Below are 25,169 nucleotides of genomic sequence, written 5' to 3'. Positions count from 1 at the left end.
GTGTGGGTGCTGCGGGACGGGGCGCGGGGAGGTCGTTCTCCGGCGCGTCCTAGGGAGTGCGGGCCTCGATGTCGGCGGCGAGGCGGGAGAGGAGGCGGTCGAGGTCAGCCATGTCGGCGGCGTCCCAGGTCGCGAAGGCACTGGTCAGCGCGTCGCGCCGGCGCGTGAGCGAGGCGTGCAGCTGGGCCCGGCCCTCGGGGGTGAGGTCGATGCGCTGCGCCCGGCCGTCGTCGGGGTCCTGGCTCCGCTCCACCAGGCCGACCCGCTCGAGCTGGCTGACGTGGCGCGAGGCGGTGGAGGTGTCGAGCTGGACGCTGCTCGCCAGCTCGGTGATCCTGAGCGACCCGTGGTCGAGGTGCTTGAGCACCCAGTAGGCCGCGGGCTCCAGCTGGTCGCCCACGACGCGCTGGCGCATCAGGCGGCCGATGCTCATGGTGGTGTGGAGGACAGAGTCGACGACGTGGCCCGTCGCCTCCTGGCCGGCGGCCCCAGGAGCCGCGTTCGGTTGCATGTCGCAAGCATACGTACAGGTGCTTGACTCATGCAAACAAAGGGAAAATCGCCTCGGCACCCCGTCCTCCTCAGGGGAACCCCTGGACTTCGCCGTCAGACCTTCCGGAATGGAAAGCTGGGTTTTACATTCTGGTCATGAGCACTGATCCGCTGATGTCCGCGATCCTCAACGAGCTGGCCGCGGGGCGCATCGACGCCTCCGAGGCGGCCCGGCGGATCGACGGCCTCAAGGCCGCTCCGCCGGCCCCGCCGGCCCCACCCGCCGCCCCGACGGCGGAAGACCGGTCCGAGCCCACCGCCGTGCCGAGCCCGCCGCCCGCCGCTCCCGGTACGGGCGACGAGCCCGCGGGCGACCCGTGGGCCCTGGCCACCGACCGTCCGCAGCACGCCACCTTCGCCCGGGAGACCGTCGGCGCCCCGCGCGACGTCCAGCCGGAGCCGGTGGAGACCGTCGAGGTCCCGGAGCCGGCCGCCACGGACGGCAAGGGGCCCCGCACCAAGGGCACCAACGGCGTCGACCGGATCACGGTCCGCGTCGTCGGTCGCCGGGTGCGCATCGTGGGGGAGACCTCGGTGGCCACCCTCTCCGCCGACGGGCCGCACGTGCTGCGCCGCAACGGCTCCACCCTCGAGGTGTCGAGCGACGGCGAGATCGGCCCGAGCCTCGACGGCTTCAGCATCCTGCGGGGCGTGCCGCGCAGCCTCGAGGACTTCCGGGCGCTCGGGCTGGGCAAGGAGCTGCTGCTCCGCGTCAACCCGGCGCTCGCCGTCGACGTGGAGGTCACGGCCGGCCAGCTGAGCACCGAGCGCGTGCCGCACCTCGGCAAGATCCGGGTGACGGCCGGCGGGGCCAAGCTCCTCGACGTGACCGAGGTGCACGACGTGCTCGTGCAGGCGGGCTCGGCCACCATCAAGGGCACGATCACCCAGGGGCGGCACCGCGTCCGGGCGGAGTCGGGTTCGCTGTCCATCACCCTCGGCGACGACTCCAACGTCACGGTCAAGAGCGACGCCCAGCTCGGCCGGGTCAGCTGGGCCGGCGGCCACAGCGGCGCGGGCGACGAGGTCGTGATGGGCCACGGCAACGCCCGGCTCGACGTCGAGGTCGTCATGGGGCACGCGCAGGTGCGCGTCGGCTCCGACGCCGCGAGCGCCAAGGACTCCGAGTGAGCGAGCGCGTCCGGGCCGCCGGACCCCAGCACGAGCACCGGGCGCCGAGCGCCTGCCCGGTCTGCGGCGACCGGCTGGCCGTGACCCGGCTCGGCTGCGGCACGTGCGGCACCGAGCTCGCCGGGCTCTTCGCACCCTGCGACTACTGCGCGCTCGACGACCGCGAGAGCGAGATGCTGCGCGTCTTCCTCGCCTCGCGCGGCAACCTGCGCGAGGTCGAGAAGCACCTCGGCGTCTCCTACCCGACCGCACGGGCGAGGTTCAACGACCTGCTGCGCAAGCTCGGTCTGGCGGGCGCGGAGGAGGCGCCGAGCGCCCCGAACCGCGACCAGATCCTCTCCGAGGTCGCCTCCGGCGCCCTCAGCCCCGATGAGGCCGCCACACTGCTCGCCCAGCTCTGACGAACCCAGAGGTCTGCGGTCAGCGACCGTCGCCGGAGCGCGCGCCTCCGCCTGGACGACCGGAGGGTGACGTCGACACGTTCTTCGTCGGCGTCACCCGGAGGGAGGAAGGCGGAGGACCAGAGCGCGCTCCGCGCCGGAGCGGAGCGGAGGCAATCAGACGCCGTACGGCTGGACCTTCACGATCGTCACGTTGATCTTCTTGCCGTTCGGGGCCTCGTACGACGCCTCGTCGCCCTTGGACTTCCCGAGGATCGCGGAGCCCAGCGGCGACTGCGGGCTGTAGACGTTGGTGTCGACGTCGTCGAGGCCGAGGACCTCGCGCGAGCCGAGCAGGAAGGTGTCGGTGTCGCTCTCGTCGCCGTCGAAGGCGATGGTCACGAGCGTGCCGGGGGCGACCTCGTCGCTGTTCGACGGGGCCTCGCCGACCTCGGCGCGGCGGAGCATGTCGGTGAGCTGACGGATGCGGGCCTCCTGCTGGCCCTGCTGCTCGCGCGCCGCGTGGTAGCCACCGTTCTCGCGGAGGTCGCCCTCCTCACGGGCGGCGGCGATGCGCGCGCTCACGTCGGCGCGCCCAGGGCCCGACAGCTGCTCGAGCTCCGCCTGCAGCTTGTCGTACGCATCCTGGGTCAACCAGATGGTCTGTGTGGCCTCGGACATCGGACGAGGATAGCAACGCGGGGCGCGTGCGCCCACGCCTCGCGGCCACGCCTCAGGACGCCGCGTCTCAGGACCCCGCGGCTCAGGACGAGGTGCAGCTCTTGATCGAGGGCGCCGTCGCCCGGCGCAGCGTGGTGAGCGTGACGTTCGTGTCCACGACCTTGAACTGGCTCGGCCCGACCTCGACGGACTGCTCGGCGACCGGCTGGAAGTCCGTCGACTGCACCAGCAGCCGGCAGCTCGCCGGCTTGGACGGGTCGCGGCGCTGCACGGTGACCTCCACCTGGATGGAGGTGTCGGACAGGACCTTGTACGACGCGACCTGGCCGGTCACCGCGGGCTCGGCGTGCAGCAGGGCCGCCCAGACGAGCCAGCCGAGCGCGACGAGCGTCGCGACGGCCACCATCAGGGCCTTGGTGCGCCGGTTGACCCGCGGCGGCGGGTAGCGGCGGGCCAGGCGCTCGGCGGCCGCCGGGTCCAGCGTCGTCGGCACGGTCACGCGACCATCATCCCCCGCCCCCGGTAAGGCCTTCGGACGTGAGACGGCCTCGGTAGCCGTGGGACGATGACCGGCGTGATCCAGCCCGCCCTGCGTGCGGACGACCGCGGCGAACGGCTGCGGCTCCTGCACGTGCATGCCCACCCCGACGACGAGTCCAGCAAGGGCGCCGCGACGACCGCGCGCTACGTGGCCGAGGGCGCGGAGGTCATGGTGGCGACCTGCACCGGGGGAGAGCGCGGCTCGATCCTCAACCCGAACATGGACCGCCCGGACGTGCTGGCCAACATCGCCGAGATCCGCCGGCAGGAGATGGACGCCGCCCGCCGCATCCTCGGCATCGAGCAGGTCTGGCTGGGGTTCGTCGACTCGGGCCTGCCCGAGGGCGACCCGCTCCCGCCGCTGCCCGAGGGCAGCTTCGGCACGCTCGACCCCGAGGAGGCCTGCCTTCCGCTCGTCGAGGTCGTGCGCCGCTTCCGCCCGCACGTCATGACCACCTACGACGAGCGCGGCGGCTACCCGCACCCCGACCACATCATGTGCAACCGGATCAGCGTGGCCGCGTACGAGCACGCCGCCGACCCGGACTTCCACCCCGAGCTCGGGGCGGCCTGGCAGGTGCCCAAGCTCTACTACTCCTTCGGCTTCCACCTCGACAAGACGACGGCCATTCACGGGGCCATGACGTCGCGCGGGCTGAAGTCGCCGTACGAGGAGCGGTTGCGCGACTGGAAGCCTGACCCGGAGATGGAGAACCGCATCACCACGCGGGTGCCGTGCGGGGAGTACTTCGAGGTCCGCGACCGGGCGCTGATCGCGCACGCGACGCAGATCGACCCGGAGGGCTTCTTCTTCCAGGTGCCGCTCGAGCTGCAGCAGGAGGCCTGGCCGACCGAGGACTGGGAGCTCGTCCGGACCACGGTCGCCACGCGGCTGCCCGAGGACGACCTGTTCGCGGGGATCGCGGTCCCGGTCGCCGGCTGAGCGTCCCGCCGCGCGGGCCGGGCGGGTGCGCCCGCGCGCGTAGGCTCATCAGGTAGACCACACCGTGAGGAGGTGCCCGACGTGCTGACCCTGCTCGACCTGGACCCGAACATCGTGAAGCCGGGGTGGACCCCGCTGATCATCACGATCGTCCTGGGCGCCGCGATCGTCCTGCTCTACTTCAGCCTGCGCAAGCAGTTCCGCAAGATCGAGAAGACGTTCCCGATGCCCGAGGCGCCCGCTGCCGGCGGCGAGACGGCGGCGACGCCGAGCGAGCCGGCGAGCCCGAAGGCCTGACGACCTGACCGAGATCGACGCGGCGTCCGGGTCAGCCGTCCCCGGCGCGCACGAGGACGAGCCGCACGCCACCTCCGGGCTCTCCCGCCAGCTGAACTGGCTCCGCGCGGGCGTCCTGGGCGCCAACGACGGCATCGTCTCCGTCGCCGCCGTGGTCATCGGGGTGGCCGGCGCGGGGGCGTCGACGCACACCCTGGTCGCCTCGGGGACGGCCGCCCTCGTGGGCGGCGCCCTGTCGATGGCGCTCGGCGAGTACGTCTCCGTCAGCAGCCAGCGCGACGCCCAGACCACGCTCATCGCCAAGGAGCGCGCCGAGCTGGCCGCCGAGCCCGAGGCGGAGCTGGACGAGCTGACCGGCCTCTACCAGGAGCGGGGGCTGTCGTACGAGACCGCCCGCCAGGTCGCGGTGGAGCTGACCGCGCACGACGCGCTGGGCGCCCACCTGTCGGCCGAGCTGAACCTCAGCGAGGACGACGTGGTCAGTGCGGGGCAGGCGGCGGCCGCGTCGGCCGCGGCCTTCCTGACCGGCGGCCTGCTGCCCTTCCTCGCGATCGTGCTGCTGCCCGACGCGGTCGCGGTCCCGCTGACCTTCGTGGCGGTGCTGCTCGCGCTGGGCGTCACGGGTTTCGCCAGCGCCCGCTTCAACGAGACCCCGACCCTGCGGCCCACGCTGCGGCTCGTGGTCGGCGGTGCGGTCGCGCTGGCCGCGACGTTCGCCATCGGCTCGCTGCTGGGGACGACGGTCGGGGGCTAGGTCGTCTCTCCGTTCCGGCGGAATAGAGAGACGCGGCCCTGGCCGAGGGGCGTACGGGCCGTCCGAGCGGGTAGAACCGAGGGGCGGGCCTCGCACCGGGGCCCTGCCGGACGACCCCGAGAGGCTCCTGTGCCGAACCGGTTGGCCCACGCCACCAGTCCCTACCTGCTCCAGCACGCCGGCAACCCGGTCGAGTGGTGGGAGTGGGGCGACGACGCCTTCGCCGAGGCCGAGCGGAGCGGCCGTCCGGTCCTGCTGAGCGTCGGCTACGCCGCCTGCCACTGGTGCCACGTGATGGCGCACGAGTCGTTCGAGGACGAGGCCACGGCCGCGCGGATGAACCGCGACTTCGTCAACGTCAAGGTCGACCGCGAGGAGCGGCCCGACGTCGACACCGTCTACATGGCGGCGACGCAGGCGCTGACCGGGCAGGGCGGCTGGCCGATGACGGTCTTCCTCACCCCCGACCGGCGGCCCTTCTACGCCGGCACGTACTTCCCGCCCACGCCGCGGCAGGGCATGCCCGCCTTCGTCCAGGTCCTCGACGCGGTGGGCTCGGCCTGGCGCGACCGGCGCGACGAGGTCGTGGCGAGCGCGGGCGGCATCGCCACCCAGCTCGCCGAGCAGGCCCTGATCGCGGCCCCGGGCGCGGTGGGCGAGGCCGAGCTCGAGGCCGCCCGCACCACGCTCGCGCGGGACTTCGACGCGACGTACGGGGGCTTCGGGCGGGCACCGAAGTTCCCACCGTCGATGGTGCTGGAGGCGCTGCTGCGTGACGGTTCCGAGGACACGCTGGCCATGGCCCACCGGACCTGCACGGCGATGGCCCGCGGCGGGATCTACGACCAGCTCGCCGGCGGCTTCGCGCGCTATAGCGTCGACGCGCACTGGGTCGTGCCGCACTTCGAGAAGATGCTGTACGACAACGCCCTGCTGCTGGGCGTCTACACGCACCTGTGGCGGCGCACGGGCGACGCGCTCGCCGCGCGGGTCGTGGAGGAGACCGTCGACTGGCTGCTGCGCGAGCTGCGGACGCCGGAGGGCGCGTTCGCGGCGAGCCTGGACGCCGACTCCCTCGACGAGGCCGGCCACCTGCACGAGGGCGCGTACTACGCCTGGACGCCGGACCAGCTCGTCGAGGTGCTGGGGGAGCACGACGGGGCGTGGGCCGCGGAGGTCTTCACGGTGACGACGGCGGGGACGTTCGAGCACGGGGCCTCGACGCTGCAGCGCCTCGGGGCCGGGGAGGGCGAGGTCGAGCGGCTGGTGTCGGTGCGCGCGCGGCTCGCCGAGGCCCGCGCGCGGCGCCCGCGGCCGGGCCGCGACGACAAGGTGGTGGCCGCCTGGAACGGGTGGCTCGTCGACGCCCTGGCCGAGGCGGCCGTCGTCCTCGACCGGCCGGACTGGCTGGAGGCCGCGCGGGTCGCCGCGCAGACCCTGTGGGACCTGCACCTCGTGGACGGGCGCCTGCGGCGCACGTCGCGCGACGGGCGGGCGGGCACCGCGACCGGGATCCTCGAGGACCACGGCGCGCTGGCGGCGGCGTACGTCCGGCTCGCCTGCGCGACCGGCGACCCGGTCTGGGTCGAACGGTCGCGCACGCTGCTCGCGCTCGTCGAGGAGCAGTTCGGTGACGGCAAGGGCGGCTACTTCGACACCGCCGCCGACGCCGAGTCGCTCTACACCCGCCCCCACGAGGTGACCGACAACGCGACGCCGTCCGGGCTGAGCTCGGCGCTGCGGGCGCTGCGGCTGATGGCGCGGCTCACCGGCGAGGACGCGTACGCCCGCCGCGCCGACGAGGCGGCGGCGACGGTCGGGGCGCTCGTGGGCCGCGCGCCGAGGTTCGCGGGCTGGCTGTGGGCCGACGCGGTCAGCGAGGTGCTGCCGTCCGCCGCCCCGGTCGAGGTCGCGGTCGTCGGCCCCGAGGGTCCCGAGCGCGACGCGATGGCCCGGCTGGCCTGGCGGCTCGCGCCGGCGGGTTCGGTGGTGGTGGCTGCGACGGAGGGGTCGGGCGGGTTCGCCCTGCTCGAGGACCGCACGGCACGCGACGGGCGCCCGACCGCGTACGTCTGCCGGGGGTTCGTCTGCCGGCTCCCCGTCAGCGACGAGGCGGCGCTGGGCGCCGAGCTTCAGCGGGCGGCGTAGGTGACCAGGGAGATCGCGACGTAATGGCAGACGAAGCCCGCGATCGTGCAGGCGTGGAAGATCTCGTGGAAGCCGAACCAGCGCGGTGACGGGTCGGGCCGCTTGCGCCCGTAGACGATCGCCCCGCCGGTGTAGAAGACCCCGCCGCCGAGGATGAGCGCCACCACGGCCGCGCCGCCGGCGGCGTAGAAGGACCCCATCCAGCCGACCGCGGCCCAGGCCATCACCAGGTAGAGGGCGGTGTAGAGCCAGCGGGGCGCCGAGAGCCACAGCGTCCGGAACAGCAGCCCGCCGAGCGCGGAGGTCCAGATCATGACGAGCAGCGCGACCCGCGACCCGCCGTCGAGCAGCAGCAGCGCCAGCGGCGTGTACGTCGCGGCGATGAAGACGTAGATGTTCGCGTGGTCCATCCGCCGCAGCACGGCCTCGCCACGGGCGCCCCAGTAGAAGCGGTGGTAGAGCCCGCTCGTCCCGAACAGCAGCACGGAGGCGGCCAGGAACACCGCGCCGCCGACCACACCGGCGGTCGTCGGGGCGAGGGCGACCAGGACGATCCCGGCCGCGAGCGCGAGCGGGGCCATGCCGGTGTGGAGCCAGCCGCGCAGCCGCGGCTTCACCTCGCGGACGACGTCGGCGACGCCGTCCGGCGCGTCGCGGCCGGGCCGGGCGGAGGCGTTCGGCAGGGTCGTGGGCATCGGTCGGTCCCCCTGTGCTGCTCGCTCGGAGCTGTTGGTGGGACCGGCGTCGGCGTCGGCCCGGCGCGGGTCCCCGCGACCTCGCCAGGGTAGCCAGGGTCCGGCTATACGCTGCCTGGCGTGCGTGCAGACCGGTGGCGGGAGTACCTCGACCGCCTCCACCCCAGCGGTCTGCTCTACGCGACCTACGAGCACCGCCTCGTCGCCGAGCTCGACACCGAGCGGCTGCCGCAGCACGTCGCGGTCCTCGCCGACGGCAACCGCCGCTGGGCCCGGGCCAACGCCCCCGGCCTCCCGCTGAGCGAGGGCTACAAGGCCGGCGCGCGGCGGCTGCGCGACTTCGTCGAGTGGTGCGACGAGATCGGCATCCCGGTGGTCACCCTGTGGGTGCTGTCGACCGACAACTTCAGCCGGGCCGACGACGCCGAGCTCGGCCCGCTGCTCGCCGTCATCGAGGGGCTGGTCGACGAGCTGGCCGAGACCGGCCGCTGGCACGTCAACCCCGTCGGCGCGCTCGACCTGCTACCACCCGAGACCGCCGAGCACCTGCGAAGCGTCGACACCGAGACCTCCGAGGTCGACGGGATGGTGGTCAACATCGCCGTCTCCTACGGCGGCCGGCACGAGCTGCGCGACGCCGTCCGGTCGCTGCTGGCCGAGGAGGCCCGCCGGGGCACCCCGATCGAGGCCCTGGCCAAGACGCTCGACATCGAGCACATCGCCGAGCACCTCTACACCCGCGGCCAGCCCGACCCCGACCTCATCATCCGGACCTCCGGGGAGCAGCGGCTCTCCGGCTTCCTCATGTGGCAGTCGGCGCACAGCGAGTTCTACTTCTGCGAGGCCCTGTGGCCCGACTTCCGCAAGGTCGACTTCATCCGCGCGCTCCGGGCGTACGGGCAGCGGGAGCGCCGGTTCGGTCGCTGACGAAGCCCCGTGGACAACGCCACCGGACAACACCTCTGACAACACCGGTCTGACGTCCTGGGAGCGTGAGGCTCTCCGACGAGGTGCGCGAGATCGTCCGACGCGAGGATGTGGTGGCCCGCCGGGACCACCCGGCCCTGACCGGGGCCCTCGCCCGGCTGGTCAGGGACGGTGAGCTGGTCGCCGTGCTGCCGGGCGTCTACGCGCCGGCCGGGGCGGCACATGACCGCCACGCCCGCCTCGCCGCCCTGCGGCTGTCGACCCCTGACGCCGTCCTCGTCGGACGGACGGCCGCTCAGCTGACCTTCTGGCCCGGTCTGCCGGGCGACGTGGTCGAGTGCGCGGTCCCCGTACGCCGGGAGCCGCAGCCCGGCTTCGTCTTCGCCAAGCGCCGGATCCACCCGGAGCTCGTGCTCCGGCACGGCGCGCTGGCGGTGACCGCACCCAGCCTCACGGCGCTCGACCTGTGCGGTGTGCTGGGGGCGGACGCGCTCGACCAGGTGCTCCGGACCCGGGCCGCCACGCTCGACGAGCTCCACCAGGCGCTCCGCCTGACCGCCTCGCGCAGCGGCAACGCCGACCGGAGGGCCTTGCTGCTCGACTCGCGGGACGAGCCGTGGTCAGCGGCCGAGCGGCTCGCGCACCGGCTCCTGCGGCAGGCGCATCGACGGCTGGAGGGCGAACCTCCCGGTCGTGCTCCGCGGACGGCGCTACTTCCTGGACATCGGCTTCCCCGGTCTGAAGCTCGTGGTCGAGATCGACGGCCGGATCCACCAGACCGATCGGGGACTGTTCGAGAGCGACCGGCTGCGGCAGAACGTCCTCGTCCTCGAGGGCTGGACGGTCCTGCGCTTCACCTGGCGGCTCCTCGAGGACCGTCCGGAGCAGTTCGTGGAGACGGTCACCGAGGCGACCTGCTCGATCGGCGACCCGAGGTGGTGGCAGAGCCGCTCGCCCACGCTGCAGGTGCAGCGCGCGTCGCGATCTCGGGTCGAAAAATGAGCGGACGGGTGACAGGCACGTGACCGTGCGGTGACAGGCGCGGTGGCGCGCCGGCCGGCCCGGCGTGGCGGGTCCTGAACCCTTGCTGAGCGACGTAGCGTCGTCCGTGCGGGGCCGTGGGGAAGCGGACCCGCCTGGGAGGCGATGCATGCTCCGTCACCTGACGGGCAGGACCCTCGGACCGCTCGCGGTCCGTCATCTCACCCGGCCGACCACGTGATCCGTGGGGCCGGACGCGATGGCGTGCGGCCCCCGTGAAGGGCAGACCCGTGTCTTCATCCGCACCGTCTCTCGCTTCGGGCACCACCACCACCGACCGCATCACCTACGTGATCGACACCTCCGTCCTGCTGTCGGACCCGAGCGCCCTCAAGCGCTTCGCCGAGCACGACGTCGTCCTCCCGCTGGTCGTCGTGACCGAGCTCGAGGGCAAGCGCCACGACGCCGAGCTGGGCTACTTCGCCCGCACCGCGCTGCGTCACCTCGACGACCTGCGCGTCGCCCACGGCCGTCTCGACGCGCCGGTCCCGGCCAACGACGAGGGCGGCACGCTCCACGTCGAGCTGAACCACACCGACCCGAGCGCGCTGCCGTCGGGCTTCCGGCTGGGCGACAACGACTCCCGCATCCTCGCCGTGGCCCTGAACTACGCCAACGAGGGCCGCGACGTCACCCTGGTCTCCAAGGACCTGCCGATGCGGGTCAAGGCGGCCTCGGTCGGGCTGCGCGCCGAGGAGTACCGCGCCGAGCTCACCGTGAGCAGCGGCTGGACCGGCATGGTCGAGCTCGACGCCACCAGCGCCGAGCTCGACGCCCTGTACGACGCGGGGACGCTCGACCTCGAGGCCGCCCGGGCGCTGCCCTGCCACACCGGGGTCGTGCTGCTCGGCTCGAGCTCCACCGCGCTGGCCCGGGTCACCCCGGACAAGGAGCTGCGCCTGGTCAAGGACCGCGACGCGTTCGGCGTCCACGGCCGCTCCGCCGAGCAGCGGGTGGCGCTCGACCTGCTGCTGGACCCGAGCGTCGGCATCGTCTCGCTCGGCGGTCGGGCGGGCACCGGCAAGTCGGCGCTCGCGCTGTGCGCCGGGCTCGAGTCGGTGCTCGAGCGGCGCCAGCACTCCAAGGTCGTCGTGTTCCGTCCCCTGTACGCGGTGGGCGGGCAGGACCTCGGCTACCTGCCGGGCTCGGAGGGCGAGAAGATGGCGCCCTGGGCCCAGGCCGTCTTCGACACCCTGGGCGCGGTCACCTCCAAGCCCGTCATCGAGGAGGTCATGGACCGCGGGCTGCTCGAGGTGCTGCCGCTGACCCACATCCGCGGCCGTTCGCTGCACGACGCCTTCGTGATCGTCGACGAGGCGCAGTCGCTGGAGCGCAACGTGCTCCTCACCGTGCTCAGCCGGATCGGCCAGGACTCCCGCGTCGTGCTGACCCACGACGTCGCCCAGCGCGACAACCTCCGGGTGGGCCGCCACGACGGCGTCGCCGCCGTCGTCGAGAAGCTCAAGGGCCACCCGCTCTTCGCCCACGTCACCCTGCACCGGTCCGAGCGCTCGCCGATCGCGGCGCTCGTCACCGACATGCTGGAGGACCTCGGCGTCTGACGGCACCGGTCGGAGCCCCCCGCAGGAGGTCGTGTGGGGGCTCCGACCCGGCCCGTGATCTTCCGGAGACCGGAAGATCCGATTATTTCCTTTTGATAACGGCGCTGTGGCATGGTCTTCCGGTGCGTCGACTCGTCCGTCATGGCCTTGCTGGGATAGGAGCCGCGACCTTCGCCGTCGTCGCGGGGGTGACCGCGCTCGGCGCGCCCACGACGACGACGCTCGCGGAGCCCGCGACGACCCTCGCCCCGGCCCCGGTCGTCGCGTCCGTCGACCCGGCCCTCGAGGCCCAGCGCGGTGCCGCGGCCGACCGTGAGAACCGCGACGCCGAGCGCACCCGGATCGCCCAGTCCGTCGCCACCGCGGCCACGCAGCGCGCGTCGAACCTCGACACCCAGGGCGACGTCATCGACAAGACCTCCGACGGCATCAAGAAGGCGCGGGCCAAGGCGAAGGCCGAGGCCGCCGCCAAGGCGAAGGCCGCCGCCAAGGCCGCCGAGGCGAAACGCAAGGCCGCGATCAAGGCGCAGGGCTACGAGGCCGGCACGACCGACCCGCGCGAGATGGCCCGCCAGATCCTCGACAACAAGTTCGGCTACGGCTCCGACCAGTTCTCCTGCTTCGACTGGATCATCAAGCACGAGAGCAACTGGAACGTCCACGCCACCAACCCGGGCTCGGGCGCGTACGGGCTGCCGCAGTCGCTGCCGGGCAGCAAGATGGCCAGCGTCGCGTCCGACTGGCGTGACAACCCGGCCACGCAGATCATCTGGGGCGCGAAGTACATGAAGGACCGCTACGGCAGCCCCTGCGCCGCCAAGTCGCACTGGCAGAGCGCCGGCAACTACTAGGCCCGCGTCCGCCGGGAGCGGCCCGGCCGACCCCGGCCCGTCCCCGAGCCACGTCGGACCGGCCGCGCCCGCCCCTGCGGTGTGGCAATCTCGGTGGGTGCGACGAACCCTCCGCCACGGCCTCGTCGGGGTCGCGGCCGCGGCCCTGACGGTCGCCGCCGGCGTCACCGCCCTCGGGTCGTCGGACGACGTGACCGTCGCCGCACCGCCGCCGGTGACCAGCACGGCCCCGCCGGGCGAGTTCGTCCCGGTGGCCTACGTGCCCGCGGACCCCGTCGCCGACGCCGAGCGTGCCGCGACCGCGGCGCGGGACGACGAGGAGGCCGAGCGTGCCCGCGTCGCCGCCGTCGCCGCCGAGACCGCCTACCAGCGGGCGCTGAGCCTGGGTGAGCAGGGCGACGCCATCGACAAGCAGTCGGCCGAGAACAAGGCCGCGATCAAGGCCCGGATCGCCGCCGCCAAGGCGCGCGCCGAGGCGGCCGAGGCCGAGGCCGCGGCGGCGCAGGAGCGTGCGCGCAAGGCGGCGATCGCCAACCAGGGCTACACGCCCGGCACGACCGACGTGCGGGAGATCGCACGCCAGATCCTGGCGAACAAGTTCAGCTACGGCGACGACGAGTTCTCCTGCTTCGACTGGATCATCAAGCGCGAGAGCAACTGGAACGTCCACGCGACCAACCCGGGCTCGGGCGCGTACGGGCTGCCGCAGTCGCTGCCCGGCGACAAGATGGCCAGCGTCGCGTCCGACTGGCGCGACAACCCCGCGACCCAGATCATCTGGGGCGTCAGCTACATGAAGAGCCGCTACGGCAGCCCGTGCGACGCCAAGGCGCACTGGGAGCGGGCGGGGAACTACTGAGTTCTCTGTGCTCGCTCCGCTCGCACGCGCCTGGCGCTCGAACCCTCCGCCTTCCCTCCTCGCTCGGACGCGGTGACTCCCGCCTCGGTCGAGTCCCGCTGCGCGTCCTCCCTCGTCAGTCCAGGCGGAGGCGCGCCAGCCGGTGGTGGTCGCCCACTCCGTGGCGGATCGTCGCCTAGGGTGTGAGAAACCGGTTTCGGTGACGCGCTCCAGGAGGACGACGATGCAGGCACAGGTGACGCAGGACGGGCTGCGGCCGCTGGGCCGGACGGGCCTGCAGGTCTCGGCCGTCTCGCTCGGCGCCTCGACGCTCGGCCAGGACCGGCCGCAGGGCGAGCCGCCGAGCGAGCAGGCCGCCGAGACCGCGCGGGTGATGCTCACCGGCCCGTTCCGCCTCGTCGACAGCTCCAACAGCTACGGCCAGGGGCGCAGCGAGGCGGCGCTCGGCGCCGGTCTCGCCGCCCTGGGCGGCACGCTCCCCGAGGGGCAGCTGCTCGCGACGAAGGCCGACCGCGACCTCACCACGGGCGCCTTCGACCACGACCGCGTGCTGCGCTCCTTCGAGGAGTCGACGCGCCGCACCGGGCTCGACCACTTCCCGCTCTACCAGCTGCACGACCCGTACACGGTCTCCTTCGCCGACGCCATGGGCCCCGGCGGTGCGGTGTCGGCGCTGGTGCGGCTGCGCGACGAGGGCGCGGTCGGGCACCTCGGCATCGCGGCCGGACCGCTCTCGCTCGTCGACGCGTACGTCGGCACCGGCGTCTTCGACGTGGTCCTCACGCACAACCGCTACACGCTGCTCAACCGCTCGGCGGCCGACCTCATCGACGCCTGGGCCGAGCGCGGCCTCGGCGTGCTCAACGGCGCGGCCTTCGGCGGCGGGCTGCTCGCCCGGGGCCCGCGCCCCGGGTCGACGTACGCCTACGAGCCGGCACCCGCGGAGGTGCTCGGCTTCGTCGAGCGGCTGGACGCTGTCTGCCGGGAGTGGGACGTCCCGCTGCCGGCCGCCGCGCTGCAGTTCTCGCTGCGCAACCCGTCCGTCTCGACGACCCTGGTGGGCACGTCGGTGCCTGGACGGGTCGAGCAGACGCGCGTGCTCGCGGAGCGCGTGATCCCGGACGGCTTCTGGGATGCTGTGGAGCAGCTCGGGACCCCGCCCGTCGACTTCGGCGAGGACTGAGCCCGCAGCAGCGTCGCGGCGGCCGGCGAAGGGGAGTCGTCATGACGAGGAGCGCCGAGGGACAGCGGCGGGTCACCATCTCCGACATCGCGCTGCTCGCGGGGTGCTCCAAGGCGACGGTCTCCAAGGCCGTCAACAACCAGCCGGGCATCTCCGAGGAGGCCCGGCAGCGCGTCCTCAAGATCGCCGAGCTCGCGGGCTGGCGGCCGTCGGCCCGGGCCGTCGCGCTGGCCGGGCGCACGCGAACGGTGGGGTTCATCCTCGACCGGCGCCCCGACCTGCTCGCCGCCGACCCATACCACGCCGAGCTGGTCTCGGGCATCGAGTCGGTGCTCGCCCGGCACGGCTACTGGCTGCTGCTGCGTATCGGCACCCACGCGAGTCCGGAGGAGGAGGCCGCGACCTACCGCGAGCTCGCCCACTCCCACCGCGTCGACGGCGTCCTGGTGGCCGAGACCAGCGTCGACGACTACCGCTTCGGCCTGGTGAAGGAGCTGGGCCTGCCCGCGGTCGTGGTCAGCCGGCCGTGGTCGCCGGTCGACCTGCCCTGGGAGGGCCCGGAGCACCCCGGCGGCGGCATGGACGAGGCGGTCCGCCACCTCGTCGCCCGCGGGCGGGACCGGATCGCGTACGTCTGCGGTCCGCCGAGCCGGTCCTACGTGGTCTACCGCACCAGGACGCTGGTGCAGGCGGTCGCCGACTGCGGCACCGCGCTCGTCGGCATCCGCCAGACCGACGCGTCGGCCGAGGAGGGGTTCGCTGCGACGGCCGCGCTGCTCGCGCAGCCGCAGCCCCCGACCGCGATCCTCTACGACAACGACCAGATGGCGCTGGCCGGCTGCCGGGCCATCAACGCCGCGGGGCTGCGGATCCCCGACGACGTCGCGGTGGTCGGGCACGACGACCTGTCGGTGAGCCGCTGGTTCACCCCGGCGCTGACCACCGTCTCCCAGGACGTCTTCGGCCTCGGCGTGCGCTGCGCGACCCGGCTGCTCGGGATCCTCGGCGAGCAGGTCGAGGAGCCGCCGGCCTTCGCCGACCCGGTGCTCGTGGTGCGGGAGTCGGCGGGGTGACGGCCCGCGCGCGCGAGGCGCTCTGCTAGCGTCGCCGAAACCGGTTTCGACCTGCCGACCGTCGAGGACGGCGGCGCGTCCGACCACGAGCGAGGGAGCCCGTCGGCATGAAGATCACGGCCATCCGCTGCGCGCTGCTCGGCGACAGCCCGGTGATCCGCGTGGCCACCGACGCCGGCGTCGACGGCTACAGCCAGATCGAGTCGTCCAAGCCGTACATGGCCACGGTCGTGCCGATGTACGAACCCTTCCTCCTCGGCGAGGACCCCACCGACATCGAGCGCTGCATGCTCAAGATCCGCCGCTTCGCCGCGTTCAAGCCGTGGGGGAGCGTGGTCTCCGCCCTCGAGGTGGCGCTGCACGACCTGACGGGCAAGGCGTACGGCATCCCCGTCCACAAGCTGCTCGGCGGCAAGGTGCGCGACCGGGTCCGCGTCTACAACGGCGGCGTCCGGCCGGTCCTCGAGGGCCACGAGCCCGAGCACTACGCCGCGGCGATGGCCGAGATGAAGGCGGCGCCCGAGGGCTTCACGATCATCAAGGAGGGCGTCGGCTTCCACGGCTTCATGAGCCAGAACGTCGCCGGCTTCATGCTCGGGGACCAGCGCACCGGACCCCGCCACCCCAACCGCGGCCCGCTGACCGAGAAGGGCCTGAAGCACACGGTCCGCTGCGTGGAGGCGATGAAGGACGTCCTCGGCGACGAGGTCGGCCTCGCCCTCGACATGGGTCCGGGCTGGACGGTGTCGGACGCGATCCGCGTCATGCGGGCCGTCGAGCCGCTGGGGATCCTCTGGGGCGAGGACCTGCTGACCGGCGACTACGTGCCGTGGGTGCACGCCGACCAGTACCGCGAGGTCACGGTCGCCACCACCACGCCGACGCACACGGGCGAGCAGATCTACCTGCGCCAGAACTTCCAGGAGCTCGTCGAGCGGAAAGCCGTGCGCGTCGTCGGGCCCGATCCGATGGACGTCGGCGGGCTCGCCGAGCTCAAGCGTGTCGCCGAGCTGGCCGACCTCCACGGCGTGCAGATGGCGCCGCACGGCGTGCTCGACGGGGTGCTCGGTCTCGCCGCGCTCGTCCAGGTCTGCGCGACCCTGCCCGACAACTTCATCGCCTTCGAGTACCCGGTCGCCGAGCACCCCTGGTGGTACGAGATCGTCACCGGGCTGCCGACGCCGATCGTGCAGGACGGGTTCGTGGCGGTCGGGGACGCGCCCGGGCTGGGCGTGACCTTCGACGAGGACGCGACCCGGGCCTACCTGCGGCCGGAGGACCAGGACTTCTTCGACTGAGCGGGCCGAGGACGGACGGAGGGGGAGCCGATGGGTGAGGAACCGCGGCCGCGGAGCGGGGTGCTGACCTTCGGCGAGGCGCTGGTCGGCTACGCCTCCGGACAGGCGTCCCTCGCGGCGGCGACCGCGTTCACGCGGTTCCTGGGCGGCGCGGACCTGAACGTCGCCGTGGGGCTCGGGCGGCTCGGTGTCCGCGCGACGTACGCGACCGTGCTCGGCGAGGACGCGCACGGTGACTTCGCGGCCGCCCGCCTCGACGAGCTCGAGGTGCCGGCCCTGCTGCGGCGGGCTCCCGGCCCGACCGCCGTGATGTTCAAGGCCGGCGCCGGCACGGGCGACCCCGAGGTGCTGCAGTTCCGCCACGACACCGCCTTCGCGCGCGGCGCCGGCGCGGTCGTGCCCGAGGTGAGCGACCTGCTGCGGCGGGTCGCGCACGTGCACCTGACCGGCATCACGCTCGGCGTCTCCGCCGCGACCAGGGAGGCGACGCTGCTCCTGCTCGACGCGGCGCGGTCTGCCGGCTGCACCGTCTCCTTCGACCCCAACCTCCGGCTGCCCCTGTGGCCCGACCGCGACGAGATGCGCAAGGTGGTGAACGGCGTCGCGGCACGCGCCGACGTGGTGCTGCCGGGTGCGGCCGAGGCCCGGCTCCTGACGGGTACCGACGACCCCGAGGAGGTGATGGCCTTCTACTGCGGTCGCGGGGCGGGCGAGGTGGCGGTCAAGCTCGGTGCCGAGGGCGCCGCAGGAGGGTCGCTCGGAGCCGAGGTGGTCCGCTCGCGCCGCTTCCCGGTGCGCCCGGTCGACTCGGTCGGCGCCGGTGACGGGTTCGCGGCCGGGTACCTCGCCGGGATGCTCGCCGGCGAGGGGTTCCAGGACCGGCTCGACCGGGCGGCCGCCGTGGGCGCGCTGGTCACGACGCGGGCCGGCGACCTCGACGCCATGCCCTCGCGGGCCGAGGTCGACGCCCTGCTGCGGAGCCGCTGAACCTCAGGCGGGCGGGCGGGTCATCGACAGCACGTCGAGAGCCGCGTCGAGCTGGTCCTCGGTGAGCTTGCCGTCGGTGACGAACCCGCGCTCGACGACGACCTCGCGGATCGTCTTCGACTCCTTGAGCGCCTGCTTCGCGACCGACGCCGCCGCCTCGTAGCCGATGTAGCGGTTGAGCGGCGTGACGATCGAGGGGCTCGACTCGGCGAGGAAGCGGCAGTGCTCCACGTTGGCCGTGATCCCGTCGACGCAGCGGTCGGCGAAGACCGTGCTGATGTTGGCGAGCAGGCGGATCGACTCGAGCACGTTGCGGGCCATGACCGGGAGCATCACGTTGAGCTCGAAGGCGCCGGCCGCGCCGGAGAAGGTCACGGCCGCGTCGTTGCCGATCACCTGCGCGCAGACCTGGGTCATCGCCTCGCAGAGGACCGGGTTGACCTTGCCCGGCATGATCGAGCTGCCCGGCTGCAGGTCGGGCAGGGCGATCTCGCCGAGGCCGGCGCGGGGGCCCGAGCCCATCCAGCGGATGTCGTTGGCGATCTTGTTGAGCCCGACCGCGATGGTCTTGAGCGCGCCGGAGGCCTCGACGAGCCCGTCGCGCGCGCCCTGCGCCTCGAAGTGGTTGCGCGCCTCGGTCAGCGGCAGCCCGGTCTGCCCGGCGATGTCGCCGATGACCTCGGCCGCGAAGCCGCGTGGCATGTTGATGCCCGTCCCGACCGCGGTCCCGCCGAGGGGGAGCTCGGCGACGCGGGGCACGACCGCCTGCACGCGCTCGACGCCGTAGCGGACCTGCGCGGCGTACCCGCCGAACTCCTGCCCGAGGGTCACCGGCGTCGCGTCCATGAGGTGGGTGCGGCCGCTCTTGACGACCTCGGCGAACTCCGCCGCCTTGCCCTCCAGCGAGGTCGCCAGGTGCTCGAGCGCCGGGACGAGCGTCTGCAGCAGGCCCTGCGTCGTGGCGATGTGGATCGCGCTCGGGAAGACGTCGTTGCTCGACTGCGAGGCGTTGACGTGGTCGTTCGGGTGGACGTCGTCACCGAGGCTCGCGCTGGCCAGGCTCGCGATGACCTCGTTGGCGTTCATGTTGCTCGAGGTGCCCGAGCCGGTCTGGAAGACGTCGATGGGGAACTCGGCGTCGTGCGCGCCCTCGGCGACCTGCGCCGCGGCCGCGGCGATGGCGTCGGCCCGGGGCTGGTCGAGGCGGCCGAGGCGGGCGTTGGTCCGCGCGGCCGCGCCCTTGATCAGGCCGAGCGCGGCGACGAGCGCCGGCTCGATCGGGGTGCCGGAGATCGGGAAGTTCTCGACCGCGCGCTGGGTCTGGGCCTTCCACAGCGCGTCGCGCGGGACCTGGACCTCGCCCATCGTGTCGTGCTCGATCCGGAACTCACTGGTCTCAGCGCTGGCCATGGCCTCATCCTGCCGCACCCGCGCCGGGCGCTCAGGCGGGTGGACGACGCACCGTCTCGATCGCGTACGTGAACGTCCGGCCCTCGCGCCGCACCTCGAGCAGGGTCTCGGCGGCCGACGGGTGGAGGTTCCGCAGGGCGGCCAGCAGCGGGGGAGACGGGGCCTGGCACCAGACCGCCAGCAGGCCGCCGGGGGCGAGGCGCGCGTACGAGGCGCGCAGCCCGGCCTCGGCGTAGAGGGCGTGGTTGGCCGCGTGGATGAGGAAGTCGGGGCCGTTGTCGACGTCGAGCAGGACCGCGTCCCAGGGGCCGTGCGGCCCCGGCGAGCCCTGGGTCTGGCGGCCGTCGACGTCAAGCACGCCGGCAACGTCACCGACGTGCAGCCTCACCCGCGGATCGCTCGCCGCCCGCGCCAGCGTCCGCGTCCGCGCCTCGCTCGCCCAGACGACGAGGGCCGGTTCCAGCTCGACGACGTCCACCCGGACATCCGCATCGAGCCGGTCGGCCTCGTCCAGCACGGCGGCGACGGTGTAGCCCAGCCCGAGCCCGCCGACCAGCACGTGCGGTGCCCCGCCGGCGAGCCGCCCTAGCTCGCGCTCGCTGTGGGTCTCGGTGCTGTCCATCGCGAAGGCCCCGTTGACGACGAGCTCCTCGACCCCGCCCTGCTCTGGCCCACGACGGCGCAGCAGGACCTCGCCGCGCTCGCCCTGGGCGCGTCCCAGTTCCACGACCTCGTCCACGCCGAGCATCCTCCCGTGCGCGCACTGTGCCCGGTGACTTGGCGCGGTGCGAGAGGATGACGGCGTGGCACGGGCGAAGAAACCAGCGACGATGGGCGACCTGATCAGGTCGCTCGTCGTCATCATCATCCCGCTCGTGCTGGTCACGCTCTTCTTCACGCGCAACCTCGAGGACGCCCCGGTGACGGTCGTCGACTGGCAGCCGGTCGCGGCGCAGGCGCGGGCCGAGGCGCCCTTCCCCGTGCTGGCCCCGGTCAACGTGCCGCCGGGGTGGCGGGCCACCCAGGCCACCTGGGTCAAGGTGGGCGAGCCCTACCTGAACGGCGACCCGTCGGTCCGCAACCTGTGGAAGCTCGGCTTCCTCACCACCGACGACGTCTTCATCTCCCTGACGCAGGGCGACCTCAAGCCCGACGAGCTGGTCAGCGACCAGACGCGCAAGGGCCTCCCCGACGGGCAGAGCACCGTGGGCGACCAGACGTGGGAGCGCCTGGTCAGCGACGACGGGCGTACGCGGTCGCTCGTCCAGCGCTCACCGCAGGTCACGACGATCGTCAGCGGCGACCTCCCCTACGAGGGCCTGGAGACCTACGCCGGGATCCTCTCGACCTCCGGCTCCTGACCCCTGCTCCGCAGCCGCGAGGGCGCCGGTCAGTCGGCCTCGTCCGGCGTGCGCGCTCGGCGCGCCGCCTCGACCCGGGCGCGGGCCCCGTCGAGCCACCGCTGGCAGGCCGCGGCCAGCTCCTCGCCGCGCTCCCACAGCCGCAGCGACTCGTCGAGCGGCACGCCGCCGGACTCCAGGCGCTGCACCACCGTCAGCAGCTCGTCGCGGGCCTGCTCGTAGGTCAGCTCCGGCTGCGTGCCGGCCTGCTCGGCTGGGCTCATGCTGCGCTCCGTCCCGGTCGTACGTCTCGGACCTCGACGGTCAGCTGCCCGTCCGCGAGGTAGGTGAGCAGGTCGTCGCCGGGGTCGACGTCGGTCACCGAGGTGAGCGCGTGGCCCTCCGGCCCGACGACGATGGCGTAGCCGCGCTCCAGCGTGGCCTTGGGTGACATCGCCCGTACGCGGGCGAGGTGGTGACCGACCGCCACGGTTTCGCGCTCGACCATCGCGCTGACCGCGCGCAGGGCGCGCCCGCGCGCCTCGGCGACCTGCCGGTCGTGCACCGTGAACGAGCCGGTCGGGTCGACCAGCACCGGTCGGGACCGGAGGGCACGCAGGGCCTCGGACTGGCGGGCCAGCAGGGCGTCGACGAGGTGGTCGAGCCGGGCGCCGACCGCGGCGATGCGCTGGCGCTCCTCGGTCACGTCGGGCACCACACGCTTGGCCGCGTCGGTCGGGGTCGAGGCGCGCACGTCGGCGACCAGGTCGAGGATCGGGTTGTCGCTCTCGTGGCCGATGGCGCTCACGACCGGGGTCCGGGCCGCGAACACGGCACGGACGAGCCCCTCGTCGGAGAAGGGGAGCAGGTCCTCCAGCGAACCGCCACCGCGCGCGACGACGATCACCTCGACCTCGGGCAGGGCGTCGAGCCGGTCGAGCGCGGCCATCACCTGCTCGGCCGCCTGCGCGCCCTGGACCAGGGCGTGGCGGACCTCGATCTGGACGCCCGGCCAGCGTCGCCGCGCGTTCTCGACGACGTCGCGCTCGGCGGCGCTGCCCGCGCCGGTGATCAGCCCGACGGCGCGGGGGAGGAACGGCAACCGCTTCTTGCGGGCGGCGTCGAAGAGCCCCTCCGCCTGCAGCAGCCGCTTGGTCTGCTCGAGGCGCGCGAGGAGCCGGCCCTCGCCGACCGGCGTCAGCGCGTCGCAGGCGAAGGTCAGGCGGCCGGACTGCTCGTAGTACGACGGCTTGAGCCGCGCGACGACCGTCGAGCCCTCGGTGAGCGGACCGGCGGCGTCGAAGGTCGTCGGCGAGACCGTCGCCGACACCGACACCTCGGCGAGCCGGTCGCGCAGGGTGAGGAAGATCGTGCGGCCACGCCCCCGGCTCACCTCGATGAGCTGGGCCTCGACCCAGACCGGCCCGAGCCGCTCGATCCAGCCGCGGACGAGGTGCGCCACGCGCCGCAGCGGCTGCGGGTTCTCCGGCGACGACTCGAGGGCCACGCGGGGAACTGTAGTGATCACGGCCGACAGTCCTGGGGTCCGCGTCGCGCTCAGTAGACTCAGGACATGGCCGAGACCCCCGCAGCGAGCCCGAGCGCCACCCTCGACCTGCTGCCCGCCGCGCCGGCGCCCGCGGGGGAGAAGCAGGTCGTCGTCGCGGCACCCCGTGGCTACTGCGCGGGCGTCGACCGCGCCGTCATCACCGTGGAGAAGGCGCTCGAGGCGTACGGCGCCCCCGTCTACGTCCGCAAGCAGATCGTGCACAACCGGCACGTCGTCGAGGACCTCGCGGCGCGCGGGGCGGTGTTCGTCGAGGAGCTCGACGAGGTGCCCCCGGGCTCGACCGTGGTGTTCAGCGCCCACGGCGTCTCCCCGGCGGTCAAGGCCGAGGCGGTCGAGCGCGGCCTGCAGGCGATCGACGCGACTTGCCCGCTGGTGACCAAGGTCCACCACGAGGCGCGCCGCTTCGCCCGCGAGGACCGCGAGATCCTGCTCATCGGCCACGCCGGCCACGAGGAGGTCGAGGGGACGATGGGCGAGGCGCCCGAGCGCACCACCCTCGTGCAGTCCCCGGCCGACGTCGACACCCTCGAGGTGAAGGACCCCAGCCGCCTCGCGTGGCTGAGCCAGACCACGCTCAGCGTCGACGAGACGCTCGAGACCGTGGGCCGGCTCCGCGAGCGGTTCCCGCAGCTGCTCGACCCGCCCAGCGACGACATCTGCTACGCCACGACCAATCGTCAGGCGGCGGTCAAGCAGATCGCCGCGCACTCCGACCTGGTGATCGTCGTCGGCTCGGCGAACTCGTCCAACTCCGTACGTCTGGTCGAGGTCGCGCTCGAGGCGGGCGCCAAGGCTGCGCACCGCGTGGACAACGCCGGCGAGGTCGACCTCGCCTGGTTCGACGGCGTCGCCTCGGTCGGCGTGACCAGCGGCGCGTCGGTCCCGGACAACCTCGTCCGGGGTGTCCTCGACCTCCTGGTCGAGCGGGGCTACCCGACCGCCCGCGAGGAGAAGCTGACCGAGGAGTCCCTCGTCTTCGCCCTCCCGCCCGAGCTGCGCCGCGGTCTCAAGCGCAGCGTCAAGGGCGACTGACCGCCCGACCAACAGCGGCAGAGGAGCTCCCTGAACTCCTCGGAGGATGAGCGCAGAGAACGCTCCCTGAGCTTGTCGAAGGGCCTCGAAGAGGTCGGCGTGCTCGCCCGTCCGCAGAAGAGACGCCAACCCGTTCCGGGCCCTTCGACAGGCTCAGGGAGCGTCCTTCGGCTTCGCAGCTCAGGGCGTACGCGTGCGACCCGCCTCGATCAGGACGAGCGCGCCTCCCGCTCGTCGTCCGCCGGGGCCTCGTCGGCCACGAGCTCCCAGAGGTCGGGCTCGGGACGGACGAGCTCGTCGACCTCGGGGATGGCCGGCGTCATCGCCGTCGAGCCACGACCGCGCCGCTTGCTGGTGCGCCCGATGATCGGCTCGACCTGGGTGGCGTCCTCGACGAGCTCGGGGGCCTGGATCTGGCGCGTGGTGGCCTCGAGCTGCGTCAGCCCGGTGAGCTCGGCCTCGGTGACCTTGAGGTCGGAGAAGCGTCGGGCCTGCACGAGCACCCGGCTCTCGACCGTGGCCACCGTCTCGTTGTACGCCTTCACCGAGCCCTGCAGCGCCCGGCCGAGCTTGTCCAGGCGGCTGCCCATGACGCCGAGGCGCTCGTGCAGCTCGCGACCGAGGCGGAACACCTCGGCGGCGCTCTCGGCCAGCGCGGCCTGGCGCCAGCCGTACGCGACCGCGCGCAGCAGGCCGATGAGCGTCGTCGGCGTCGCCAGGACGACGTTGCGCCTGGCGGCGTAGTCGTACAGGTCGGGGACCTGGTCGAGCGCCGCGGCGAAGAACGCCTCGCTGGGCAGGAAGAGCACCACGAACTCCGGCGTCTCGCCGCTCTTCCAGTACTGCTTGGTCGAGAGCTGGTCGACGTGGGTGCGCACGTGGCGGCCGTAGCGGACCAGCGCCTCGCCCCGACCCGCGTCGTCCTCCGCCTCGGCCGCCTCGAGGAAGGCCGACAGCGGCACCTTGGAGTCGACGAAGACGTGCTTGCCCTCGGCGAGGTTGACCCGCATGTCTGGGCGGAGCGTCTTGTCGTCGGCCGACATCGTGTGCTGGAGCTCGAAGTCGCAGCGGTCGAGCATCCCGGCGATCTCGGCGACCCGCTTGAGCTGGGTCTCGCCCCACGAGCCGCGGATCTGCGGCTTGCGCAGCGCGGTCACCAGGGCGGAGGTCTCGCGGCGCAGGGTCTCGCCCGTCTGCCGCACGGTCTGCACCTGCGCGCGCAGGTCGACCGACATCGCGACCCGCTCCTTCTCGACCTCGGTGAGGCGGGTGCTGAGCAGCCCGAGCTGCTCGCGCACGGGCGCCATCAGCTCGGCGGTCGCCTTCATCCGGGTCTCGTGGACGGCGTCGGCGCTCTTGCCCTGGCGCTCGAGGGTCTCGGCGGAGACGACCTTGAAGTGGTTGAGCAGCGCCTCGCGGTCGGCGGCCACCTCGGCGGCCCGGGCGACGGCGGCGTCGCGCTGGGCGACCGCACCGGCCATCTCCGCGGCGACGGTCGCCGCCTCGGCCTGCGCGGCCGCGGCCTCGCTGCGGGCGTCGGACACCCCGGCCTTGGCCTCGGCGACGTCGGCGCGTGCCTGGCCGATCTCGGCACGGGCGCTCGCGGCCTCCGCGCGCGCGGTGGCCGCCTCGGTCCGGGCCTGGGCGGCCCCGGCCTGGGCGTCGGCCACCTCGGCCCGGGCGGCGGCCAGGGCCGCCGACGTGTGGGCGTCGGCCGTGTCGAGCTCGGAGCGCGCCAGCCGACGGCCGACCGTCATGCCGCCGACCACCCCGGCGACGAGGCCGGCCAGCAGCGCCAGCAGCAGCAGGAGCACCGACAACCCGTTCATGCGTCCGAGCATGCCGGGAGCCACTGACACAACCGCCGACGCCGCTCGGCGCGCCGCGTGTGACGCGGGCCGGAGGGCCGTCGTGG

26 protein-coding genes and 1 pseudogene are annotated in these 25,169 nt (G+C 73.6%); 18 read left to right on the top strand and 9 right to left on the bottom strand.

Annotated features, from left to right (window positions below; genetic code table 11):
- Positions 1-49 precede the first annotated feature (49 nt).
- On the bottom strand, positions 50-511 hold the full coding sequence (locus BLU42_RS13530; RefSeq protein WP_091075193.1) for a MarR family winged helix-turn-helix transcriptional regulator: 462 nt from the start codon (positions 509-511) through the stop codon (positions 50-52).
- Positions 512-648: 137 nt separating this feature from the next.
- On the opposite strand from BLU42_RS13530, the gene BLU42_RS13525 reads away from it, so the two are divergent.
- Both BLU42_RS13525 and BLU42_RS13520 read left to right on the top strand, forming a co-directional pair.
- Entirely contained in the window at positions 649-1,683 is a 1,035-nt protein-coding gene (locus BLU42_RS13525) for a hypothetical protein (protein ID WP_231918152.1), read from the top strand.
- The gene (locus BLU42_RS13520) at positions 1,680-2,084 is read left to right on the top strand and encodes a DUF2089 domain-containing protein (protein WP_091075189.1); all 405 of its coding nucleotides are present in this window, start codon (positions 1,680-1,682) and stop codon (positions 2,082-2,084) included. The genes BLU42_RS13525 and BLU42_RS13520 overlap by 4 nt, the downstream gene beginning before the upstream one ends.
- A 156-nt stretch (positions 2,085-2,240) precedes the next feature.
- Here the strand turns inward: BLU42_RS13520 and greA are convergent, their stop codons facing one another.
- Together greA and BLU42_RS13510 are read right to left on the bottom strand one after the other, a co-directional pair.
- Positions 2,241-2,744 carry a transcription elongation factor GreA gene (gene greA / locus BLU42_RS13515; protein WP_091075186.1) on the bottom strand — a complete coding sequence of 168 codons (504 nt, stop codon included), beginning with the start codon at positions 2,742-2,744 and terminating at the stop codon, positions 2,241-2,243.
- Positions 2,745-2,826: 82 nt separating this feature from the next.
- Positions 2,827-3,243, bottom strand: a complete 417-nt coding sequence (locus BLU42_RS13510; RefSeq protein ID WP_157719976.1) for a DUF4307 domain-containing protein — start codon at positions 3,241-3,243, stop codon at positions 2,827-2,829.
- A gap of 75 nt (positions 3,244-3,318) precedes the next feature.
- On the opposite strand from BLU42_RS13510, the gene mca reads away from it, so the two are divergent.
- From mca to BLU42_RS13490, 4 genes are all read left to right on the top strand, one after another.
- On the top strand, positions 3,319-4,227 hold the full coding sequence (mca, locus tag BLU42_RS13505; RefSeq protein ID WP_231918151.1) for a mycothiol conjugate amidase Mca: 909 nt from the start codon (positions 3,319-3,321) through the stop codon (positions 4,225-4,227).
- 72 nt (positions 4,228-4,299) lie between these two features.
- Positions 4,300-4,524 carry a hypothetical protein gene (locus BLU42_RS13500; RefSeq protein ID WP_091075182.1) on the top strand — a complete coding sequence of 75 codons (225 nt, stop codon included), beginning with the start codon at positions 4,300-4,302 and terminating at the stop codon, positions 4,522-4,524.
- Positions 4,525-4,528: 4 nt separating this feature from the next.
- A complete protein-coding gene (locus BLU42_RS13495; protein ID WP_331715276.1) occupies positions 4,529-5,278 on the top strand; it encodes a VIT1/CCC1 transporter family protein in 750 nt (249 codons plus the stop codon).
- 129 nt (positions 5,279-5,407) lie between these two features.
- Positions 5,408-7,426 carry a thioredoxin domain-containing protein gene (locus BLU42_RS13490; RefSeq protein ID WP_091075178.1) on the top strand — a complete coding sequence of 673 codons (2,019 nt, stop codon included), beginning with the start codon at positions 5,408-5,410 and terminating at the stop codon, positions 7,424-7,426.
- Here BLU42_RS13490 and trhA read toward each other — a convergent pair.
- Positions 7,411-8,121, bottom strand: a complete 711-nt coding sequence (gene trhA, locus BLU42_RS13485; protein ID WP_091075176.1) for a PAQR family membrane homeostasis protein TrhA — start codon at positions 8,119-8,121, stop codon at positions 7,411-7,413. The two genes, BLU42_RS13490 and trhA, sit on opposite strands and share 16 nt — an antisense overlap.
- Before the next feature lie 120 nt (positions 8,122-8,241).
- Between trhA and BLU42_RS13480 the strand changes: the two genes are divergently transcribed.
- From BLU42_RS13480 to BLU42_RS13435, 10 genes and pseudogenes are all read left to right on the top strand, one after another.
- On the top strand, positions 8,242-9,048 hold the full coding sequence (locus BLU42_RS13480; protein WP_231918149.1) for an isoprenyl transferase: 807 nt from the start codon (positions 8,242-8,244) through the stop codon (positions 9,046-9,048).
- A 693-nt stretch (positions 9,049-9,741) separates the two neighbouring features.
- Complete coding sequence (locus BLU42_RS13470) at positions 9,742-10,050, top strand: endonuclease domain-containing protein (RefSeq protein WP_157719975.1); 309 nt, start codon at positions 9,742-9,744, stop codon at positions 10,048-10,050.
- A 254-nt stretch (positions 10,051-10,304) separates the two neighbouring features.
- Positions 10,305-11,651, top strand: coding sequence for a PhoH family protein (locus tag BLU42_RS13465; protein ID WP_407940189.1), 1,347 nt, complete (start codon positions 10,305-10,307; stop codon positions 11,649-11,651).
- Between the two features lie 188 nt (positions 11,652-11,839).
- Positions 11,840-12,502 (top strand): aggregation-promoting factor C-terminal-like domain-containing protein, encoded by a 663-nt coding sequence (locus BLU42_RS21440; RefSeq protein WP_231918148.1) that lies wholly within the window; start codon positions 11,840-11,842, stop codon positions 12,500-12,502.
- Positions 12,503-12,599: 97 nt separating this feature from the next.
- A complete protein-coding gene (locus tag BLU42_RS13455; RefSeq protein WP_091075167.1) occupies positions 12,600-13,361 on the top strand; it encodes an aggregation-promoting factor C-terminal-like domain-containing protein in 762 nt (253 codons plus the stop codon).
- A 223-nt stretch (positions 13,362-13,584) separates the two neighbouring features.
- On the top strand, positions 13,585-14,544 hold the full coding sequence (locus BLU42_RS13450; RefSeq protein WP_091075165.1) for an aldo/keto reductase: 960 nt from the start codon (positions 13,585-13,587) through the stop codon (positions 14,542-14,544).
- Positions 14,545-14,585: 41 nt separating this feature from the next.
- Positions 14,586-15,617: a LacI family DNA-binding transcriptional regulator gene (locus BLU42_RS13445; protein ID WP_091075163.1), complete on the top strand. Its 1,032-nt coding sequence runs from the start codon at positions 14,586-14,588 to the stop codon at positions 15,615-15,617.
- Positions 15,618-15,715: 98 nt separating this feature from the next.
- Positions 15,716-16,015: pseudogene (locus tag BLU42_RS21615) on the top strand (hypothetical protein); the annotation flags it as partial.
- 99 nt (positions 16,016-16,114) lie between these two features.
- The gene (locus tag BLU42_RS13440; RefSeq protein WP_331715275.1) at positions 16,115-16,915 is read left to right on the top strand and encodes an enolase C-terminal domain-like protein; all 801 of its coding nucleotides are present in this window, start codon (positions 16,115-16,117) and stop codon (positions 16,913-16,915) included.
- Between the two features lie 30 nt (positions 16,916-16,945).
- A complete protein-coding gene (locus BLU42_RS13435; protein WP_091075159.1) occupies positions 16,946-17,902 on the top strand; it encodes a sugar kinase in 957 nt (318 codons plus the stop codon).
- A 3-nt stretch (positions 17,903-17,905) separates the two neighbouring features.
- Here the strand turns inward: BLU42_RS13435 and BLU42_RS13430 are convergent, their stop codons facing one another.
- Both BLU42_RS13430 and BLU42_RS13425 read right to left on the bottom strand, forming a co-directional pair.
- Positions 17,906-19,312: a class II fumarate hydratase gene (locus tag BLU42_RS13430; protein WP_091075157.1), complete on the bottom strand. Its 1,407-nt coding sequence runs from the start codon at positions 19,310-19,312 to the stop codon at positions 17,906-17,908.
- Positions 19,313-19,343: 31 nt separating this feature from the next.
- Positions 19,344-20,051 (bottom strand): polyamine aminopropyltransferase, encoded by a 708-nt coding sequence (locus BLU42_RS13425; RefSeq protein WP_231918147.1) that lies wholly within the window; start codon positions 20,049-20,051, stop codon positions 19,344-19,346.
- Between the two features lie 64 nt (positions 20,052-20,115).
- Here BLU42_RS13425 and BLU42_RS13420 point away from each other — a divergent pair, with 64 nt between their 5' ends.
- Entirely contained in the window at positions 20,116-20,673 is a 558-nt protein-coding gene (locus BLU42_RS13420) for a DUF4245 domain-containing protein (protein WP_157719974.1), read from the top strand.
- A 29-nt stretch (positions 20,674-20,702) separates the two neighbouring features.
- On the opposite strand, the gene BLU42_RS13415 is transcribed toward BLU42_RS13420, so the two are convergent.
- Together BLU42_RS13415 and xseA are read right to left on the bottom strand one after the other, a co-directional pair.
- On the bottom strand, positions 20,703-20,936 hold the full coding sequence (locus BLU42_RS13415; RefSeq protein WP_091075150.1) for an exodeoxyribonuclease VII small subunit: 234 nt from the start codon (positions 20,934-20,936) through the stop codon (positions 20,703-20,705).
- Positions 20,933-22,159 carry an exodeoxyribonuclease VII large subunit gene (xseA, locus tag BLU42_RS13410; RefSeq protein ID WP_091075148.1) on the bottom strand — a complete coding sequence of 409 codons (1,227 nt, stop codon included), beginning with the start codon at positions 22,157-22,159 and terminating at the stop codon, positions 20,933-20,935. Before xseA ends, BLU42_RS13415 begins: the two co-directional genes overlap by 4 nt.
- Positions 22,160-22,225: 66 nt before the next feature.
- On the opposite strand from xseA, the gene BLU42_RS13405 reads away from it, so the two are divergent.
- Positions 22,226-23,254 (top strand): 4-hydroxy-3-methylbut-2-enyl diphosphate reductase, encoded by a 1,029-nt coding sequence (locus tag BLU42_RS13405; RefSeq protein ID WP_091075146.1) that lies wholly within the window; start codon positions 22,226-22,228, stop codon positions 23,252-23,254.
- Positions 23,255-23,463: 209 nt separating this feature from the next.
- Here the strand turns inward: BLU42_RS13405 and BLU42_RS13400 are convergent, their stop codons facing one another.
- Positions 23,464-25,083, bottom strand: coding sequence for a DNA recombination protein RmuC (locus BLU42_RS13400; RefSeq protein ID WP_231918146.1), 1,620 nt, complete (start codon positions 25,081-25,083; stop codon positions 23,464-23,466).
- Positions 25,084-25,169 lie beyond the last annotated feature (86 nt).

The organism is Microlunatus sagamiharensis, assembly GCF_900105785.1.
Lineage (GTDB): Bacteria > Actinomycetota > Actinomycetes > Propionibacteriales > Propionibacteriaceae > Microlunatus > Microlunatus sagamiharensis.
The sequence above is the reverse complement of the archived record's forward strand: the minus strand, read 5'-3'. Positions and strand labels throughout refer to the sequence as shown.

Bases quoted from the DNA above. Each gene is read 5' to 3' on its own strand.
- BLU42_RS13530 (WP_091075193.1), bottom strand. From the start codon at position 511: ATGCAACCGAACGCGGCTCCTGGGGCCGCCGGCCAGGAGGCGACGGGC.
- BLU42_RS13525 (WP_231918152.1), top strand. From the start codon at position 649: ATGAGCACTGATCCGCTGATGTCCGCGATCCTCAACGAGCTGGCCGCG.
- greA (WP_091075186.1), bottom strand. From the start codon at position 2,744: ATGTCCGAGGCCACACAGACCATCTGGTTGACCCAGGATGCGTACGAC.
- trhA (WP_091075176.1), bottom strand. From the start codon at position 8,121: ATGCCCACGACCCTGCCGAACGCCTCCGCCCGGCCCGGCCGCGACGCG.
- BLU42_RS13450 (WP_091075165.1), top strand. From the start codon at position 13,585: ATGCAGGCACAGGTGACGCAGGACGGGCTGCGGCCGCTGGGCCGGACG.
- BLU42_RS13445 (WP_091075163.1), top strand. From the start codon at position 14,586: ATGACGAGGAGCGCCGAGGGACAGCGGCGGGTCACCATCTCCGACATC.
- BLU42_RS13440 (WP_331715275.1), top strand. From the start codon at position 16,115: ATGGCCGAGATGAAGGCGGCGCCCGAGGGCTTCACGATCATCAAGGAG.
- BLU42_RS13435 (WP_091075159.1), top strand. From the start codon at position 16,946: ATGGGTGAGGAACCGCGGCCGCGGAGCGGGGTGCTGACCTTCGGCGAG.
- BLU42_RS13430 (WP_091075157.1), bottom strand. From the start codon at position 19,312: ATGGCCAGCGCTGAGACCAGTGAGTTCCGGATCGAGCACGACACGATG.
- BLU42_RS13415 (WP_091075150.1), bottom strand. From the start codon at position 20,936: ATGAGCCCAGCCGAGCAGGCCGGCACGCAGCCGGAGCTGACCTACGAG.
- BLU42_RS13405 (WP_091075146.1), top strand. From the start codon at position 22,226: ATGGCCGAGACCCCCGCAGCGAGCCCGAGCGCCACCCTCGACCTGCTG.
- BLU42_RS13400 (WP_231918146.1), bottom strand. From the start codon at position 25,083: ATGAACGGGTTGTCGGTGCTCCTGCTGCTGCTGGCGCTGCTGGCCGGC.